Origin of the sequence: Streptomyces canus (assembly GCF_041435015.1) — a bacterium.
In the GTDB taxonomy this organism is placed as follows: Bacteria; Actinomycetota; Actinomycetes; order Streptomycetales; family Streptomycetaceae; genus Streptomyces; species Streptomyces canus_G.
Genome location: NZ_CP107989.1, coordinates 2,045,140 through 2,059,234, shown reverse-complemented (window position 1 = coordinate 2,059,234; position 14,095 = coordinate 2,045,140). Strand labels below are relative to the sequence as shown.

Sequence of the window (14,095 nt, the reverse complement as noted above, 5' to 3'; positions counted from 1 at the left end):
TGTGGAGGTATCTCCGTGTCCCGTCGTGTGCTCGGACATTCCGTCCCACTCGCGCTCCTGCTCGCCGCCACGCTCACCACTCCCGCCCCCGCGACCGGCCAATACACCGTCAGCGCGGTGAAGTTCACGGTCCAGGTCGGCAGTCGCACCTGCACGATCGACGCCGACCTGTACCGCCCGTCGGGTGTGGAGCGGGCGCCCGCCGTGCTCACCACCAACGGCTTCGGCGGCAGCAAGTCCGACGGTTCCACGGACGCCACCGCCAGGGCCTTCGCCCAGCGCGGTTATGTCTCGCTCGCCTGGTCGGGGCTCGGCTTCGGCAGGTCCGGCTGTCTGATCTCCCTCGACGACCCGCGCATCGACGGGACGGCCGCCTCGGCGCTGATCGACTTCCTGGGCGGAAAGCGTGCCGCCGACGACGGGACCAGGGCCGACTTCGTCACCCTCGACGGCCCGGGCGACCCGCGGGTCGGCATGATCGGAGGCTCCTACGGAGGCGCCATCCAGCTGGCGACCGCCGCCGTGGACCATCGGGTGGACGCCCTCGTGCCGATGATCACCTGGAACGACCTGGCGTACGCACTGGCCCCCAACAACACGACGCGCGCCGGGAGCGTCCCCGGTGCCTTCAAGTGGCAGTGGGCCAACGGCTTCTACCTCATCGGCGAGAGCCAGCCGCTGACCGAGGTGAACCTCGACCCGTCCCGCATCAACTCCCTGGGCTGTCTGCACTTCGTGACCGAGGCCTGCGACACCGTCCGTACGCTCAACTCCGGGAGCTTTCCGGCGGCCCGCACGGCCGAGCTGCTCGACTACTCGCACAGTGTCTCGCCGGTGTCGTACCTGAGCCGCGTCAAGGCGCCCACCCTGCTCGTCCAGGGACAGAGCGACAGTCTCTTCAATCTCAACGAGGCGACCGCGACGTACAAGAAGCTCAAGGCGCAGGGCACGACCGCCAGGATGATCTGGCAGTCGGGAGGGCACAGCGGCGGGATCACCGATCCGGCGGCCGGTGAACTCAACCTCGTCCAGGGCAACTTGGAGACCAGCTATGTCGGCCGGCGGATCCTCGCCTGGTTCGACCGGTACCTGCACGGGCGGAAGGACGTCGACACGGGCCCGGCCTTCGCCTACTACCGCGACTGGATCACCGACCCGAACGGCACCTACGCCACCGCCGACCACCTGCCCGCGCTCAGCCAGAAGCTCTACCTCTCCGGGGACGGCAAGCTCGTCGACAACAGCAGGAAGGTGACGTGGGGCAGTCGGTCGTACAGCAACCGGCTGGTTCCCACGAGCCATTCGGAGAGTTCGCTGTACGGCGCCCTCGGCCTCCCGGACCCGGCGCCGTACGACACCGAGGGCACCTACGCCGACTGGACCAGTGCCCCCCTGCCCCGGACCCTCGACGTCGTCGGCGCCCCGAAGGTCACGCTCGAGGTGAGCTCCCCGAAGGCCGAGCGGACGCAGGACTCGGGGGACGCCGCCGACAAGCTGGTGTTGTTCGCCAAGATCTACGACATCGCTCCGGACGGCACGAAGACGCTCGCCCACCGGCTGGTCGCGCCGGTCCGGGTGCCCGACGTGACGAAGCCGTTCACGGTGACCCTGCCGGGGGTCGTCCACCGCTACGAGAAGGGGCACCGGCTCCAGTTCGTCATCGCGGCGAGCGACGACGCGTACTTCGGGAACCGGGGCATCAAGCCGGTGACCGTGGTGAGCGCGCCCGGGCGGGCCGGGGTGCTGGAGCTGCCGGTCGGCGGACGGTGAGTCACCCGGAGGGCAGCTCTCACCGTGCGTGACCAGGTCTTCGGGCTCACCCTGGTCGCATGAGCCCGAAGACCTCCGCAGCCGGCACCACCGAGGGCAGGAGCGGGACGATGCCGCCCGCCAGGGCGGTCGTCCTGCTGCTGGCCGCCCTCGCCCTGACCTTCATCTTCGAGAACACCCGGGCGACGAGGATCCGGCTGCTGGTCCCCGAGGTGACGATGCCCCTGTGGACGGCTCTGCTCGCCACCGGCCTCATCGGGGCCCTGTGCGGGGCGTATGTCATGAAGAGGCGCGGCTAGGACTGCCCGGAGGTTCATGCCCGGCGGATCGTAGGGTGGTCAGATGCCGCACACCGCTTCCCGCTATCTCGCCGAAGGCCCCCGCGTGGGCATACGCCACTTCACCTACGAGGACGGCGCCGAGTTCACCGCCCGGGCCCGGGAGAGCAAGGAACTCCACCAGCCGTGGCTGTTCCCGCCCGACAGCGAGAGCGCCTATCTCGCCTACGCCGGACGGCTGATCGAGGACCGGACCAAAGCGGGGTTCCTGGTCTGCGAGAAGGACGGCGAGCGGGGCGACGGGGCCATCGCCGGATACATCAACATCAACAACATCGTCGAGGGCGGCTTCCAGTGCGGGGCCCTGGGCTACGGCGCCTTCGCGCACGCGGCCGGGCGCGGGCTGATGCGCGAAGGGCTGAACCTCGTGATCGACCACGCCTTCGGCCCGATGCGGCTGCACCGCCTCGAGATCAACGCGCAGCCCCGGAACGCCGGCTCCCTCGCCCTCGCCCGCAGCTGCGGCTTCCGCCTCGAAGGCTTCTCACCGAAGATGATCTACATCGACGGGGACTGGCGGGACCACGAGCGCTGGGCCATCACCGCCGAGATGCGGGCTTCCGGTTGATCTTCATGGTGTCGAGGTCCGTGACCGTCGACTTCAGGTCCCGGAAACCGTAACCGAGATCCCGCAGCGTGCCCTCGGCGCGGTCCTCCGCGATCGCCCCCGCCATCTCCTCGCCGTCCGCCGCGTCCGAGACCACCACGTACCGCATCGAGAAGTGCTTCAGCGGCGCCGGCTCGTACGACAGCGAGCCCTCCTCGGTGAACCGCATGCTCGCCATGCCGTGGTCCGCCGCCTCGGCGAGCAGCCGGGCGCGGGCCTCGTCGGTGAGCCCGTCCCAGGTTCCGCGCACGATCACCCGGTAGGTGTGCTGCTCACTCACTGTCGCTCCTTCGTCAATCCCGTGGACGGTCGACTGTACGTCGGCGACGATGATCCGCATGCGGAATATCGTCGTGCTGGACGCCCCCTCCAACCTCGGCCTGCGTCCGCCCGCCCCCGGCACCGTGCCCGGCTGCTACAAGCTCGCAGGTGCTCTCCGGGAGCAGCGGATCGTACAGCGGCTGCACGCCCTGGAAGGCGGCGTGGTGGTGCCGCCGCGCTACGACCGCGGGGACTGGCAGGAGGGTGACGGCGTCTTCAACGCCGCCGCGATCGCCTCGTACACCGTCAGGCTCGCCGACCGCATCGAGCGCCATGTGCGCGCCGGGGATCTCCCCGTCGTCCTCGGCGGCGACTGCTCCATCCAGCTCGGCGCCTCGCTCGCCCTGCGCCGCGTCGGACGCCACGGGCTGGCCGCGATCGACGCCTCGCCGGACTTCCGGCACACCGGCAACTCCGACCGCATCGGCGCGGCGGGCGGCGAGGAGGTCGCGCTGGCCACCGGGCGTGGGCAGGAGGACCTGACGAACCTGGAAGGTCTGCGGCCCTATCTGCGGGACGAGGACGTGCGGTTCTTCGGGATCCGTGACGAGTTCGAGGAGGACAGGGCCGAGCTCGCCGCCCTGAAGATCCCGGTCGTGACGGTCGGTGATCTCCGGGAGTGGGGCGCGGACGCCCTCGCCCGGGCCACCGTCCAGGCCTTCGAGATCCCCGAGATCGACGGCTTCTGGGTGCACCTGGACGCCGATGTCCTCGACCCGTCCGTCATGCCCGCCGTCGACAGCCCCGACCCGGAGGGGCTCCTGCCCGCCGAACTCACCTCCCTGCTGCGGCCGTTGCTCGCCTCCCCCTCCTGTGTCGGCCTCAACATCACCATCTACGACCCCGATCTGGACCCCGAGGGCACGGCCGGCGCGCTGCTCACCGACATCGTCGTGGACGCCTTTGCGCAATCCTGACCGGCGGCTCCCCTGGCCGACTCACCGTCGAGCCGTTTCCATGGTGATCGTGACGACGATCCGGCGAGACGTACTCACCCTGCCCGCCGCACCGCTGGGCCCGGACAACCCCCTGCCCCCGCTGCGGCTCCTCCACGAGGTCCATCGCATCGACATACGGGACCGGGAGGACCTGCCCCGGGACATGGCCCGGCAGGCGGGTTACGGGCCGCTGCACAGCCTGCTGCCCGTCCGCGTCCGGGACGGCTACGGCAGAGAGCGCGCACCCCGCGAGTTCGAGACGATCGTGATCGAGAACGACCGGCTCAGGGCCACCGTGCTCCCCGGTCTCGGCGGCCGGGTCGCCTCCCTCTTCCACAAGCCGACCGGGCGTGAACTCCTTTACCGCAACCCGGTGTTCCAGCCCGCGAACTTCGCGCTGAACGGCGCCTGGTTCTCCGGCGGCATCGAGTGGAACATCGGCGCCACCGGTCACACCACCCTCTCCTGCGCCCCCCTGCACGCCGCCCGCGTGCCCGCCCCCGACGACGGCGAGATGCTCCGCCTGTGGGAGTGGGAACGGCTGCGCGACCTGCCCTTCCAGGTGGACCTGTGGCTGCCGGAGGCATCGGACTTCCTGTACGTCGGGGTGCGGATCCGCAATCCGCACGAGCGGCCGGTGCCGGGCTACTGGTGGTCGAACATCGCCGTGCCCGAGGAGCGCAGGGTGCTCGCCCCGGCCGAGGAGGCCTGGCACTTCGGACATGAGCGGCACCTGAGCCGGGTTCCCGTCCCGCCGGACCCGCTGGGCAGCTCTCATGCCGCCGACTACTTCTACGACCTGCCCGACGCGCAGCGCCGCTGGATCGCCGCCCTCGACTCCGAGGGGCACGGGCTGGTGCAGACGTCCACGGACGTCCTGCGGGGCCGCAAGCTGTTCGTGTGGGGGACCGGCAGCGGCGGTCGGCGATGGCAGGAGTGGCTGACCGAGCCCGGCACCGGAGGCTACTGCGAGATCCAGGCCGGGCTCGCCCGCACCCAGGTGGAGCACGTACCGCTGGACGTGGTGAGCGAGGTGGCGTGGCTGGAGGCCTACGGGCCGCTCAGCGCGCCGCCGGTGCCGGCCGAGGCGGAGGCGCGCCTGGAGGCCGTACTGCCGCGTGCCGCCGTCGACGAGGCCTACGCCGCCTGGAAGCCCTACGCCGACACCGAACCCGGCGAGATCCTCGCCGTCGGTTCGGGCTGGGGTGCCCTCGAAGTGCTGCGCGCCGACTGGAAGTTGCCCGGCACACCCTTCGAGGAGAGCACCCTCGGCGAGGCCCAGGCGCCCTGGCTGGAGCTGCTGCGGGCCGGGGCCCTGCCCGAACCGCGCCGGGTACGGCCGCCCGGCGAGACGCTGGTCGCGCAGCACTGGCGGGACATGCTGGAGACCGCGCCCGCCACCCCGCTCACCGAGTACCACCTGGGCGTGGCCCAGTGGCACGCCGGTGACCGGGCCCAGGCGGTGCGCAGTTGGGAGCGGGGGCTCGAACTGGCCCCCTCCGTCTGGCCGTTGCTGCGCTGTCTCGCCGTCGCCGACGTGGAGACCGGCAACCGGGAGCGGGCCGCCGACCGGTACGCCGACGCCTTCGACGACCTGTGCCACGAGCGGCGCGACGACGGCGAGTCGTGGACGGCGGCCACCGCCGCGCTGGGCCGCGAGGCGATCGAGGCGCTGCTCGCGGCACGGCGTACGGCCGAGGCGCGTTCCGTGTGGGAGCGGCTGTATCCGGGGATCCGGGCGCGCGGCCGGTTCCGGCTGATCGAAGCCGGACTGCTGCTCGCCGAGGGGCGGCCCGAGGTGGCGCGGGCCGTCTTCGAGGAGGGCTTCGAGGTCGCCGATCTGCGGGAGGGTGCCGAGGCGATCAGTGACCTGTGGAGCCGGGTCAGCGACGAACCGCTGCCGCCGTTCCACGACTTCCGGATGCGGCCCGAGACATAGGGAGGCCGGCCGTCCCTCTAGCCGACGTTGCGGTCCACGTACTCGTACACCACGCCGTCCGGATGCATCGCGATCAGATTGCGGCCCACCGGCGTCGGCACGGGGCCGGCGATGACGCGGGCGCCCAGCTCGCTGAGCAGCCGGTGGGCCTCGTCGACGTCCTTCACCGCGATGGTCGCCGCGACCTTGCGCAGCACCTCCAGCTCGGCCTCGGGGCCGCTCATCAGCAGGAAGCAGCCCACCGCGGCCACCTGGACGCCGCCGCGCTCGAAACGGAGAGCCTTGGCGCCCGCCAGCCGTTCGTAGAAGACGACCGCGGCCTCCAGGTCATCGACACAGACACGCAGCGTGGTTCCCAGAATGTCCATGCGGACGAGCCTAATTGCGGCGGCCTGGCCGCGGAGATCGTTTCACGCGATCCCTCCCGACCCGACCGCCCTCACTAGTGGAGTACGCGCGGGTTCCGTTGGAGCGCTCACAACCTGGGAACGCGCATCTCAACAGGTCAATGACGGTGCTGTACGCCCTGGATCGCTCATGTGAGATCTCTGCAGTAACTCGCAAAATCTGCGAGTGATCGCAGTAATATGCGTTCTCGTGTCAGATTCTGAAAGTCGCGTGCTGACCCTCGTGCGCCCAACTCCGGATCCGGCGGCCGTGATGGACCCGGCCGACGTATCGGTGGAGACCGGGCTCGCGGACGTGGTCACGCTCCAACGGCGGCGCCAGGCACGGATCTCGGTGCACGACGAGGAGAGCTTCTTCCTCGACACGCTGTCCGAATACCAGTGGGCGCGCGACGCGGCCGGTCTGGCGCCCACGACGCTGGACGGGCTGATCAAGCCGGTGATCGAGGTCTGCGAGTTCTACGGCACTGTTCCATGGCAGCTGACCTCCCGCGAGGTCGACCGGTACTTCGCCGGACCGGGCAAGCGGGCCCAGTCGACCCTGCGTGGCAAGATCAACAAGCTCGACGCGTACTTCGCGTTCCTGGAGCAGCGCTATGCCGGCGAGATCATGCGCCGCTTCGGCGCTTCCGTCGAGTCGCCGATCGACCCGTTCAACCGCCCGCGTCACCGAGGGGACTTCGGGCTGCGCATCCCGCCCTCCCAGACTGCGGTGAAGGACTCTTTCGGCCGGTGGCGCGAGGACCTGCCGAACGCGCGGAAGTACGCGGTCGCCTGCCGCGACTACGTGATGACGAAGGTCGCCTACCTCTCGGGTGTCCGGGCGTCGGAGCTGTGCGGGGTATGCCTGGGCGACATCCACTGGGAGCACGGCCAGTGGGGCCGGTTCGTTGTCCTGGGTAAGGGCGCCCGGGGCTCCGGTCCTCGTCCGAGGGAGGCGTACCTGTTTCAGGAGGGCCGTGCCCTGCTGTGGTGGTATATCGAAGAGATCCGGGGCGAGTTCGGCGACGACGCTGAGCATCCGCGGGCGCCGCTGTGGCCTTCGGAGCGCAAGTCGAAGGCGATCGCGGAATTGAACGTGCCGATCGCACCGGCGATCGTGCCTTCGACATTCCGGAAGGCGTTGCACACCGCGGCCGCGCAGTACCTGACGGGACCGGTCACTGACCTGGTTCCGCATCTGCTGCGGCATGCCTGCGCGACCCACAACTACGAGCGCGGGATGACACTTTGGGAGGTCCAGAAGGTCCTCGGACGCGACTGGGCAACTACGACTCTTCGGTACATGGCGACTGCACACGCTGACCCGGAGCTCGCGAATCTGACAGCCAGCTCCCGGGCGGCCCGGCGACTGGTGATGGACAAGGGGAACCTTCGGTGAAATGGAATCTGCGGATGGTGGCCGCCCAGCGGGACCTGTGGCGGCCGACCGAGGTGCTCGCCGCTTTTCAGCAGGTCGGGTTCAACCCGTCGCTGAGCAAGGTGGCCGCACTATGGAGCGGTACGCCGGTCACGGTGCGCCTCTATGACCTGGACAAGATGTGCGCCGCACTGAACTGCACGGTCGCCGACCTGCTCCAGGCTGAGCCGCTCGCGGCGGGCCAGGCCGCGCCGGAGGTCGGCCAACGGGCCGTCGGCGCCGAGGAACAGCCGTCGGCGGGCCCGGTGCGGCCGGTGCCTCGCGGCCGTCGTGGTGCCGGTCCACGCTCGCTCCCGCCGAGCTGAGGGGCTGGACGGTGGCGGTGGGGCGTGGGGAGGGGCTGGCGCGGAGCTGCCCGGTGTGCCTGGGGTGGCTGGTGGTGCACTGGTACCGAGTGTGCGACGGGTGCCGGCCCTGGGTGAGGAAGTACCCCGAGCTCGGGGTGTGCCCGCGGTGCCGCCCACGAGGCACACCTCAACACGGATGGGCTGTGCAAGCCGTGCCTCATGGCTATCCGGGCCCAGGAGAACGCCGAGTGGGCTCTGGGCCTGGAGGAGGCGCGGCCACGGCCGGTCCAGCTGATGGTCGGCGGGCCCGGTACGACATCCCTGCCCGGCATCGCCACCACCGGCGGCGGCACGGGACTCCTCATCTCCTTCGTCACGGGCGACGTCGAGCCCACCTACGTATGGCCCTGCGTAGCACTTGCCGCCCTCGGCATGGCCTACGACCTCGCCCGCCGCGCCCTCGACCAGCACCACCATCCCTGACGCCCACCGCCGGGCCCACTCCAGGGCCCCGGCCCGACGGCTACCCGGACATCTCCGGCAAGGACTGCTACTCCACGGAGCTGATGGCCACCGCATCGGCATCAGCAAGGACGAGTACTTCGTGGGCTCGTGGACGAGGGCATCGACATCGATGACCAGGCCCACACCGGCTACTGCCTGAAGCCCACGGACGAGATGTACGCCATCGACTCCGACGACCGAAATCACAGTTGGTCGATCGTCCAAGACGCCGGTTAGCATGGAGTGAGCATTTCACTCTTGATGAAACGGTGGACCGAATGTCTCGCATGGCAGCGAAGGATCGACGGGAAGAACTCATCGCCGCGGCGTTCCGCGTCATGGTCCGCGACGGAGTCGTCAAGACCACGACACGCGCTGTCGTCAACGAGGCGAAGATGCCGCTGGGCGTTTTCCACTACTGCTTCAACTCACGTGAGGAACTCCTCCAGGAAGTCATCACCCGTATCACGGACAGCGGCGTGGCCAAGGCCCGGAACGTGTTCGAGGGAGAGGGCGACCTCGGCGCACGCATCGCCAGGAGCCTCTACGCCTTCTGGGAGGGAGTTGAGCTCAGCCCGGGAGAGCATCAGGTGGGGTACGAACTCGCCCATTACGCGTTGCGCCAGGAGGGCTTTGAGGATCTGGCCCGCCGGCAGTACGAGCATTACCTGGAAGTCCATGAGCAGCTCCTGGCTGAAGCTGCCGAGAGCGCGGGCATCAAGTGGACGGTGCCCCTTCCCGTTCTGGCCCGCTACCTCAACGCGGTGCTGGACGGTGTCACGCTGTGCTGGCTGGCAGACCGTAACAGCGAGAACACCCGTGAGGTGCTCCGCCTGACCGGCGAGCACCTCGTGAGCCTCGCCGCCAAGGAGGCGTGAGGTGAGTCGCCGGTGAGCGCACGCTCATCGACGCTGGCCGCCTCCTCATCGGATGGCGGCCGCACCAAGAAGTCGGGTGGGTGCGGCGGCCGTGGCCGTCGCACCCACCCGACTTGGCTTCCCGGGATCAGCGCGTCATGTCAGTCGAACAGGTCGGGCTGTTCCGCGGTGATCTGGTCCCACAGGGGGCGGAACTGGAACCAGCCCGGGAGGGGGCCGGAGATCTGGTCCCTCACCATCCGCGCCGTTTCCGCATCGATGAGCTTCGGTTCACCCGCGGCCATGGCCAGCAGCTGCGCCTGGCAGGAGCGTTCCATGGTGATGAAGTACCAGGCCGCCTCGGCGACGGAGGCCCCGACCGTGAGCAGCCCGTGGTTCTGCAGAACGACGGCCTTTCCCTTGCCCAGCGCCACACCGATCCGTCGGCCTTCCTCGGTGTCGTTCACCACTCCGCGGTAGTCGGAGTAGATGCCGTGGTCCTCGAAGAAGGCACAGGCGTCCTGGGTGATCGGCTCGAGCGGGACGCCGAGGCTGGAGAAGGCCTTGCCGTGCAGGGAGTGGGTGTGTGCGGCCGCGACCGCATCCGGCCTGGCCCGGTGCACCTCGGAGTGGATACAGAACGCAGCGTTGTTGACCGGGCGCTTGCCCTCCAGGAGCTTGCCGTCATGGTCGACGAGGATCAGGTCGGAGACGCGGATCTGGCTGAACGACATCCCGAAGGGGTTGACCCAGAAGGCCGAGGGGTTCTCCGGATCGCGGGCCGTGATGTGTCCGGCCACGCCCTCGGAGAAGCCGAAGCGAGCGAACAGGCGGAAGGCGGCCGCGAGTTCCTGCTTGCGGACCTGACGCTCCTCCTCGGTGCTCAGGTTCTGCTGGGGCAGCGGCAGGGTGACGCCCTCGGGCATGGCGCCGACGGACATGTGCGGGGCGGCGGGTGTCGTGGTCATCGGGATCTGGCCTTTCGTGATCTGGTGGGCGGTGGCGCGGTTACTTGCTCCGGCGGCGCAGGCGGTTGCCGTACATGAGGTCCACCAGGCGCAGGATGGACCGGTAGGCCGAGGGGTCGAACGGGATCATGTGAAGGTCGCGGCGGGTCGGGAAGCGGTTCACGCTGACGGCCTGGAGCCTGGTGTACTTGCGGATTCCTTCGGCGCCGTGCCGTACGCCGAGGCCCGACTCCTTCCAGCCGCCCATGGGCAGGCCGAAGGCCATGTAGTTGGTCTGGGCGTCGTTGATGGTGACGCAGCCTGCCTCGAGACGCTCCGCGAGGTGTCGGGCACGCTTCATGTTCGAGCTGATGATGGAGGCCTGCAGGCCGTAGGTGCTGTCGTTGACGAGCCGGACGGCCTCCTCGGCACTTGCGACCTTCATCACGGGCAGCGTGGGTCCGAAGGTCTCCTCACGCATGCATTTCATGGTGTGGTCGACGTCGACGAGCAGCGTTGGTTCGAAGAACCGGCCCGGGCCGGGGGCGGCGTGGCCCCCCACGAGGACGCGCGCTCCTCGGCTCACGGCGTCCTTGACGTGGTCCTCGACGATCGACATCTGAGGCGGGAAGGTCATGGCGCCCACATCGGTGCTGCCCAGCCCTGCCGGCCTGCCGGAGGTGACCTCCTCGAACCGCTGGCGCAGCCTGGCGACGAACGCGTCGTACACCGGCTCCTCGACGTAGACGCGCTCCACCGAGGTGCACATCTGCCCCCCGTTGCACAGAGCACCGTGCAGGGTGACGTTCACCGCCCGCTCCAGCGAGGCATCGGCCAGCACGATCAGAGCGTCCTTGCCGCCGAGTTCGAGTGAGCACGGGACGAGCCGCTCGCCCGCCCGCGCGGCGACGGCCCGGCCGGTCTTCGTGGATCCGGTGAACATCACGAAGTCGGCGGTGTCGACCAGGGCCTGGCCGGTGGCGCCGGCGCCGGTCACGACCTGGAAGACGTCCTTGGGCCAGCCGCACTCACGGGTCATCTTCTCCATGAGCAGCGCGGTCAGCGGTGTGTACTCCGAGGGTTTGAGGACGACGGCGTTGCCGGCGGCCAGGGCGGGGATGGCGTCACCGAAGGAGTTGATCAACGGGTTGTTCCAGGGGCCGATGACTCCGACGACACCGAGGGGGACCCGCCGGGTGTACATGCTGCGGCCGAGTACGAACGGCGAGAGCGAGCGGATCTTCGTGTCGGCGAGGTGGTGCCGTGCTCGCTTGGCCCAGTAGGCGAAGGCGCTGACGCAGTAGACGATCTCGACGATCGCGTCCTCTTCGGTCTTGCCGTTCTCCGCGACGATGGAGTCGATGATCTCCTGCCGGTGAGTCAGCAGCCACTGGCGACCACGCGTGAAGAATTCCGCACGGCTTCGGGCGCTCAGTTCAGCCCAGCCCGGCTGTGCCTGTCGGGCTCGTGCGACCGCTTGCGCCACCTCCTGCGCCGACGCGTCTGCGGCATGGCCGACCACTGCTCCGGTGGCCGGGTTGTCCACTGCGATGTGTGCGTCCGCCCGGGCGCCGTCGGGCGTGAGCGATCGAGTCTGAGCCACGGAAAAACTCCTGCCGGAACGTTGACTTCGGTTTGCCCAGAATGAGACGGTCACCCGTACAAGTCAAGTGTCTTGTACAGATGACCAACTTGTTGTGCGGCAGAGACACCACGCCCAAGGCCCGTCACCAAGGAGCGGCTGGAATGAAACGGACGACATCACTCGCGTTGAGCGGCTTCGGCGTTCCCGAGTCACTGCGCTGGCATCAGGGAGCCCTGTGGTTCTCCGACCTGGCACACGGCACGGTGCACCGCTGGGACGGCACGGGAGAGGCCGAGACGGTCCTCAAGGTTCCCGGCCGGGCCGGCGGACTCGGCTGGCTTCCGGACGGGCGCATGCTCGTCGCCTCCATGGACGGAGGCGTCGTGTACCGACTGGAAGCGGACGGCGAGCTCGTCGAGCACGCGGATCTGCGGCACCTTGTCGGCGGCCCGGTCAACGACATGCTCGTCGACCCGCACGGGCGTGCATACGTGGGCAACTTCGGCTTTGACTACCACGCGTTCGCCCGCGAGCACGCGAACGCCATGCTCTACGCGCCGCCCGGCCCGACGAAGGCGCCGATCGCGTGCCTGGCTGCGGACGGGACCCTGCTCGGGGTGACCGAGCCGGTGCTCTTCCCCAACGGATGCGTCCTGACGGCCGACGGCACCACCATGGTGGCGGCCGAAACCCTGGCCATGCGGCTCACCGCCTTCCCCGTGCTCCCCGACGGCACACTCGGGGAGCCGCGCCCCTGGGCCCCGCTGATCTCACCGTTCCTGTGGCATGCGGTGAACCATCCGGGGCTTCTCGGCCGGATCACCCGCAGGATCTCGGCACTCTTGGACCACCCGGCCATCGCCAAGCGCTCCGCCTCACCGATCGCCCCCGACGGCATCGCCTGGCACAGCGACGGCGAGACGATGTGGATCGCGAACGCACTGCGCGGCGAATGCGTGCACGTGGCCGAGGGCGGCCGCGTCCTCGACCGGGTCACGACGAGCCAGAACACCCTGAGCTGCCTGGTCGCAGGTCAAGACGGGCGCACCCTGTTCGCCGCGACCGTGCCGACCGACGATCCCGTCCGTGCCGCAGAGCTGAACGGTGGCCGCATCGAGATGCTCCGGCTGTGAATCCCCGAGTAACAACCGAGGACAATCTCGTGTCGGACAGTTGACTTGGACATACGACCAGGAGACTCTGTTGGTCATGAGCGAAGTGTCTGAAAACAGCCGGGTCCTTCTCGTCACCGGCGCAGCCTCCGGCATCGGGGCCGCGATCGCGCAGTCGGCGGTCGCACGCGGTCACCGCGTGATGCTGTCCGATGTCAACGAGCAGGCGGTACGGGCCAGGGCGCTCAGTCTGGGCAGCCGGGCCGCCGGCTGTGTCCTGGACATCCGGAATCCGGCGGCTTGGGTCAAGGCCTTCGAAGCAACGGAGGCCGCGTTCGGAGCCGTCGACGTGCTGGTCAACAACGCCGGCATCACCCACACCGGTCACGCAAGTGACCTCGGCCCCCAACAGCACCGCAACATCCTGGAGGTCAACCTGCTCGGCGCCATCACCGGCACCTGCACGGCGATCGAGCGGATGACCGTGCAGGGCCGCGGCCACATCATCACCGTCTGCAGCATGACGTCGTTCCTCCCGCTGCCCGGATACGCGACGTACTGCGGCTCGAAGCACGGGCTGCGGGCCTTCCATCACAGCGTGGCCCTGGAGGAACGCGACGGGCCACTGGACTTCACGATCATTCATCCTCCGTCCACGCGCACGGACATGCTTGAGCAGGAACTGGCCGACCCCGCTTGCGCCATCTCCTTCGCCGAGAAGTCCTACGCACCGGAGGAGATCGCCAAGACCGTCGTCGACGCGATCGTCTCCAAGCCGGTCGAGGTCGTGTTCCCTCCCCTGGGCGGACGCGTCCAGCGGATCGCCGGCGTCTTCCCCCGCCTGATGCGATGGGTGATCCCGCTCGCCGAGGCCAAGGGAAGAAAGCAACGAGAGCGGATCATCGCCCCCAGCGGCCGCCGCCGGTCCGATGCGGCGCGGCCTTCGGACCGCTCGACCATCTGACGCGGTTCCCGGCCGCCGCTTACCGGGCCGGTCCACTGAACTACCGAGAAAGGGTGCGGATGTGAGCGCACATGTGGCGTCCTGGCCGGACGTGAAATC

16 protein-coding genes are annotated in these 14,095 nt (G+C 69.2%); 12 read left to right on the top strand and 4 right to left on the bottom strand.

Going from position 1 to position 14,095, the window contains the following annotated elements; all coding sequences use genetic code 11:
• The first annotated feature begins 15 nt into the window (after positions 1 to 15).
• The 3 genes from OG841_RS09340 to OG841_RS09330 are packed head-to-tail and all read left to right on the top strand — an operon-like array spanning position 16 to position 2,676.
• Positions 16 to 1,770, top strand: coding sequence for a CocE/NonD family hydrolase (locus OG841_RS09340; RefSeq protein ID WP_371564429.1), 1,755 nt, complete (start codon positions 16 to 18; stop codon positions 1,768 to 1,770).
• A gap of 59 nt (positions 1,771 to 1,829) precedes the next feature.
• Positions 1,830 to 2,069, top strand: a complete 240-nt coding sequence (locus tag OG841_RS09335; protein ID WP_328641859.1) for a LapA family protein — start codon at positions 1,830 to 1,832, stop codon at positions 2,067 to 2,069.
• A 43-nt stretch (positions 2,070 to 2,112) separates the two neighbouring features.
• Positions 2,113 to 2,676, top strand: coding sequence for a GNAT family N-acetyltransferase (locus tag OG841_RS09330; RefSeq protein WP_328641860.1), 564 nt, complete (start codon positions 2,113 to 2,115; stop codon positions 2,674 to 2,676).
• On the opposite strand, the gene OG841_RS09325 is transcribed toward OG841_RS09330, so the two are convergent.
• The gene (locus OG841_RS09325; protein ID WP_059209561.1) at positions 2,648 to 2,995 is read right to left on the bottom strand and encodes a DUF6204 family protein; all 348 of its coding nucleotides are present in this window, start codon (positions 2,993 to 2,995) and stop codon (positions 2,648 to 2,650) included. The two genes, OG841_RS09330 and OG841_RS09325, sit on opposite strands and share 29 nt — an antisense overlap.
• A 58-nt stretch (positions 2,996 to 3,053) precedes the next feature.
• On the opposite strand from OG841_RS09325, the gene OG841_RS09320 reads away from it, so the two are divergent.
• On the top strand, positions 3,054 to 3,953 hold the full coding sequence (locus OG841_RS09320) for an arginase family protein (RefSeq protein ID WP_328641861.1): 900 nt from the start codon (positions 3,054 to 3,056) through the stop codon (positions 3,951 to 3,953).
• Between the two features lie 40 nt (positions 3,954 to 3,993).
• On the top strand, positions 3,994 to 5,913 hold the full coding sequence (locus OG841_RS09315) for a DUF5107 domain-containing protein (RefSeq protein WP_371564424.1): 1,920 nt from the start codon (positions 3,994 to 3,996) through the stop codon (positions 5,911 to 5,913).
• Positions 5,914 to 5,930: 17 nt separating this feature from the next.
• On the opposite strand, the gene OG841_RS09310 is transcribed toward OG841_RS09315, so the two are convergent.
• Complete coding sequence (locus OG841_RS09310) at positions 5,931 to 6,281, bottom strand: VOC family protein (protein WP_328641863.1); 351 nt, start codon at positions 6,279 to 6,281, stop codon at positions 5,931 to 5,933.
• 292 nt (positions 6,282 to 6,573) lie between these two features.
• Between OG841_RS09310 and OG841_RS09305 the strand changes: the two genes are divergently transcribed.
• The 5 genes from OG841_RS09305 (at position 6,574) to OG841_RS09285 (ending at position 9,409) form a co-directional block, all read left to right on the top strand.
• Entirely contained in the window at positions 6,574 to 7,701 is a 1,128-nt protein-coding gene (locus OG841_RS09305) for a tyrosine-type recombinase/integrase (protein ID WP_328643701.1), read from the top strand.
• Entirely contained in the window at positions 7,698 to 8,045 is a 348-nt protein-coding gene (locus tag OG841_RS09300; protein WP_328641864.1) for a helix-turn-helix domain-containing protein, read from the top strand. The genes OG841_RS09305 and OG841_RS09300 overlap by 4 nt, the downstream gene beginning before the upstream one ends.
• Positions 8,046 to 8,246: 201 nt before the next feature.
• Positions 8,247 to 8,510: a hypothetical protein gene (locus OG841_RS09295; RefSeq protein ID WP_328641865.1), complete on the top strand. Its 264-nt coding sequence runs from the start codon at positions 8,247 to 8,249 to the stop codon at positions 8,508 to 8,510.
• A 129-nt stretch (positions 8,511 to 8,639) separates the two neighbouring features.
• Positions 8,640 to 8,768, top strand: a complete 129-nt coding sequence (locus OG841_RS09290) for a hypothetical protein (protein WP_328641866.1) — start codon at positions 8,640 to 8,642, stop codon at positions 8,766 to 8,768.
• Positions 8,769 to 8,818: 50 nt separating this feature from the next.
• A complete protein-coding gene (locus OG841_RS09285) occupies positions 8,819 to 9,409 on the top strand; it encodes a TetR/AcrR family transcriptional regulator (protein WP_328641867.1) in 591 nt (196 codons plus the stop codon).
• A gap of 140 nt (positions 9,410 to 9,549) precedes the next feature.
• On the opposite strand, the gene OG841_RS09280 is transcribed toward OG841_RS09285, so the two are convergent.
• Both OG841_RS09280 and OG841_RS09275 read right to left on the bottom strand, forming a co-directional pair.
• Positions 9,550 to 10,356, bottom strand: coding sequence for a class II aldolase/adducin family protein (locus tag OG841_RS09280; RefSeq protein WP_371564420.1), 807 nt, complete (start codon positions 10,354 to 10,356; stop codon positions 9,550 to 9,552).
• A gap of 40 nt (positions 10,357 to 10,396) precedes the next feature.
• On the bottom strand, positions 10,397 to 11,938 hold the full coding sequence (locus tag OG841_RS09275; RefSeq protein ID WP_371564418.1) for an aldehyde dehydrogenase family protein: 1,542 nt from the start codon (positions 11,936 to 11,938) through the stop codon (positions 10,397 to 10,399).
• 143 nt (positions 11,939 to 12,081) lie between these two features.
• Between OG841_RS09275 and OG841_RS09270 the strand changes: the two genes are divergently transcribed.
• Together OG841_RS09270 and OG841_RS09265 are read left to right on the top strand one after the other, a co-directional pair.
• A complete protein-coding gene (locus OG841_RS09270; RefSeq protein WP_266530350.1) occupies positions 12,082 to 13,053 on the top strand; it encodes an SMP-30/gluconolactonase/LRE family protein in 972 nt (323 codons plus the stop codon).
• A 76-nt stretch (positions 13,054 to 13,129) separates the two neighbouring features.
• Positions 13,130 to 13,996 carry an SDR family NAD(P)-dependent oxidoreductase gene (locus OG841_RS09265; RefSeq protein ID WP_328641871.1) on the top strand — a complete coding sequence of 289 codons (867 nt, stop codon included), beginning with the start codon at positions 13,130 to 13,132 and terminating at the stop codon, positions 13,994 to 13,996.
• Positions 13,997 to 14,095: the final 99 nt, after the last annotated feature.

Bases quoted from the DNA above. Each gene is read 5' to 3' on its own strand.
- OG841_RS09310 (WP_328641863.1), bottom strand. From the start codon at position 6,281: ATGGACATTCTGGGAACCACGCTGCGTGTCTGTGTCGATGACCTGGAG.
- OG841_RS09270 (WP_266530350.1), top strand. From the start codon at position 12,082: ATGAAACGGACGACATCACTCGCGTTGAGCGGCTTCGGCGTTCCCGAG.
- OG841_RS09320 (WP_328641861.1), top strand. From the start codon at position 3,054: ATGCGGAATATCGTCGTGCTGGACGCCCCCTCCAACCTCGGCCTGCGT.
- OG841_RS09305 (WP_328643701.1), top strand. From the start codon at position 6,574: ATGGACCCGGCCGACGTATCGGTGGAGACCGGGCTCGCGGACGTGGTC.
- OG841_RS09285 (WP_328641867.1), top strand. From the start codon at position 8,819: ATGGCAGCGAAGGATCGACGGGAAGAACTCATCGCCGCGGCGTTCCGC.
- OG841_RS09295 (WP_328641865.1), top strand. From the start codon at position 8,247: ATGGCTATCCGGGCCCAGGAGAACGCCGAGTGGGCTCTGGGCCTGGAG.
- OG841_RS09280 (WP_371564420.1), bottom strand. From the start codon at position 10,356: ATGACCACGACACCCGCCGCCCCGCACATGTCCGTCGGCGCCATGCCC.
- OG841_RS09335 (WP_328641859.1), top strand. From the start codon at position 1,830: ATGAGCCCGAAGACCTCCGCAGCCGGCACCACCGAGGGCAGGAGCGGG.
- OG841_RS09315 (WP_371564424.1), top strand. From the start codon at position 3,994: ATGGTGATCGTGACGACGATCCGGCGAGACGTACTCACCCTGCCCGCC.
- OG841_RS09265 (WP_328641871.1), top strand. From the start codon at position 13,130: ATGAGCGAAGTGTCTGAAAACAGCCGGGTCCTTCTCGTCACCGGCGCA.
- OG841_RS09330 (WP_328641860.1), top strand. From the start codon at position 2,113: ATGCCGCACACCGCTTCCCGCTATCTCGCCGAAGGCCCCCGCGTGGGC.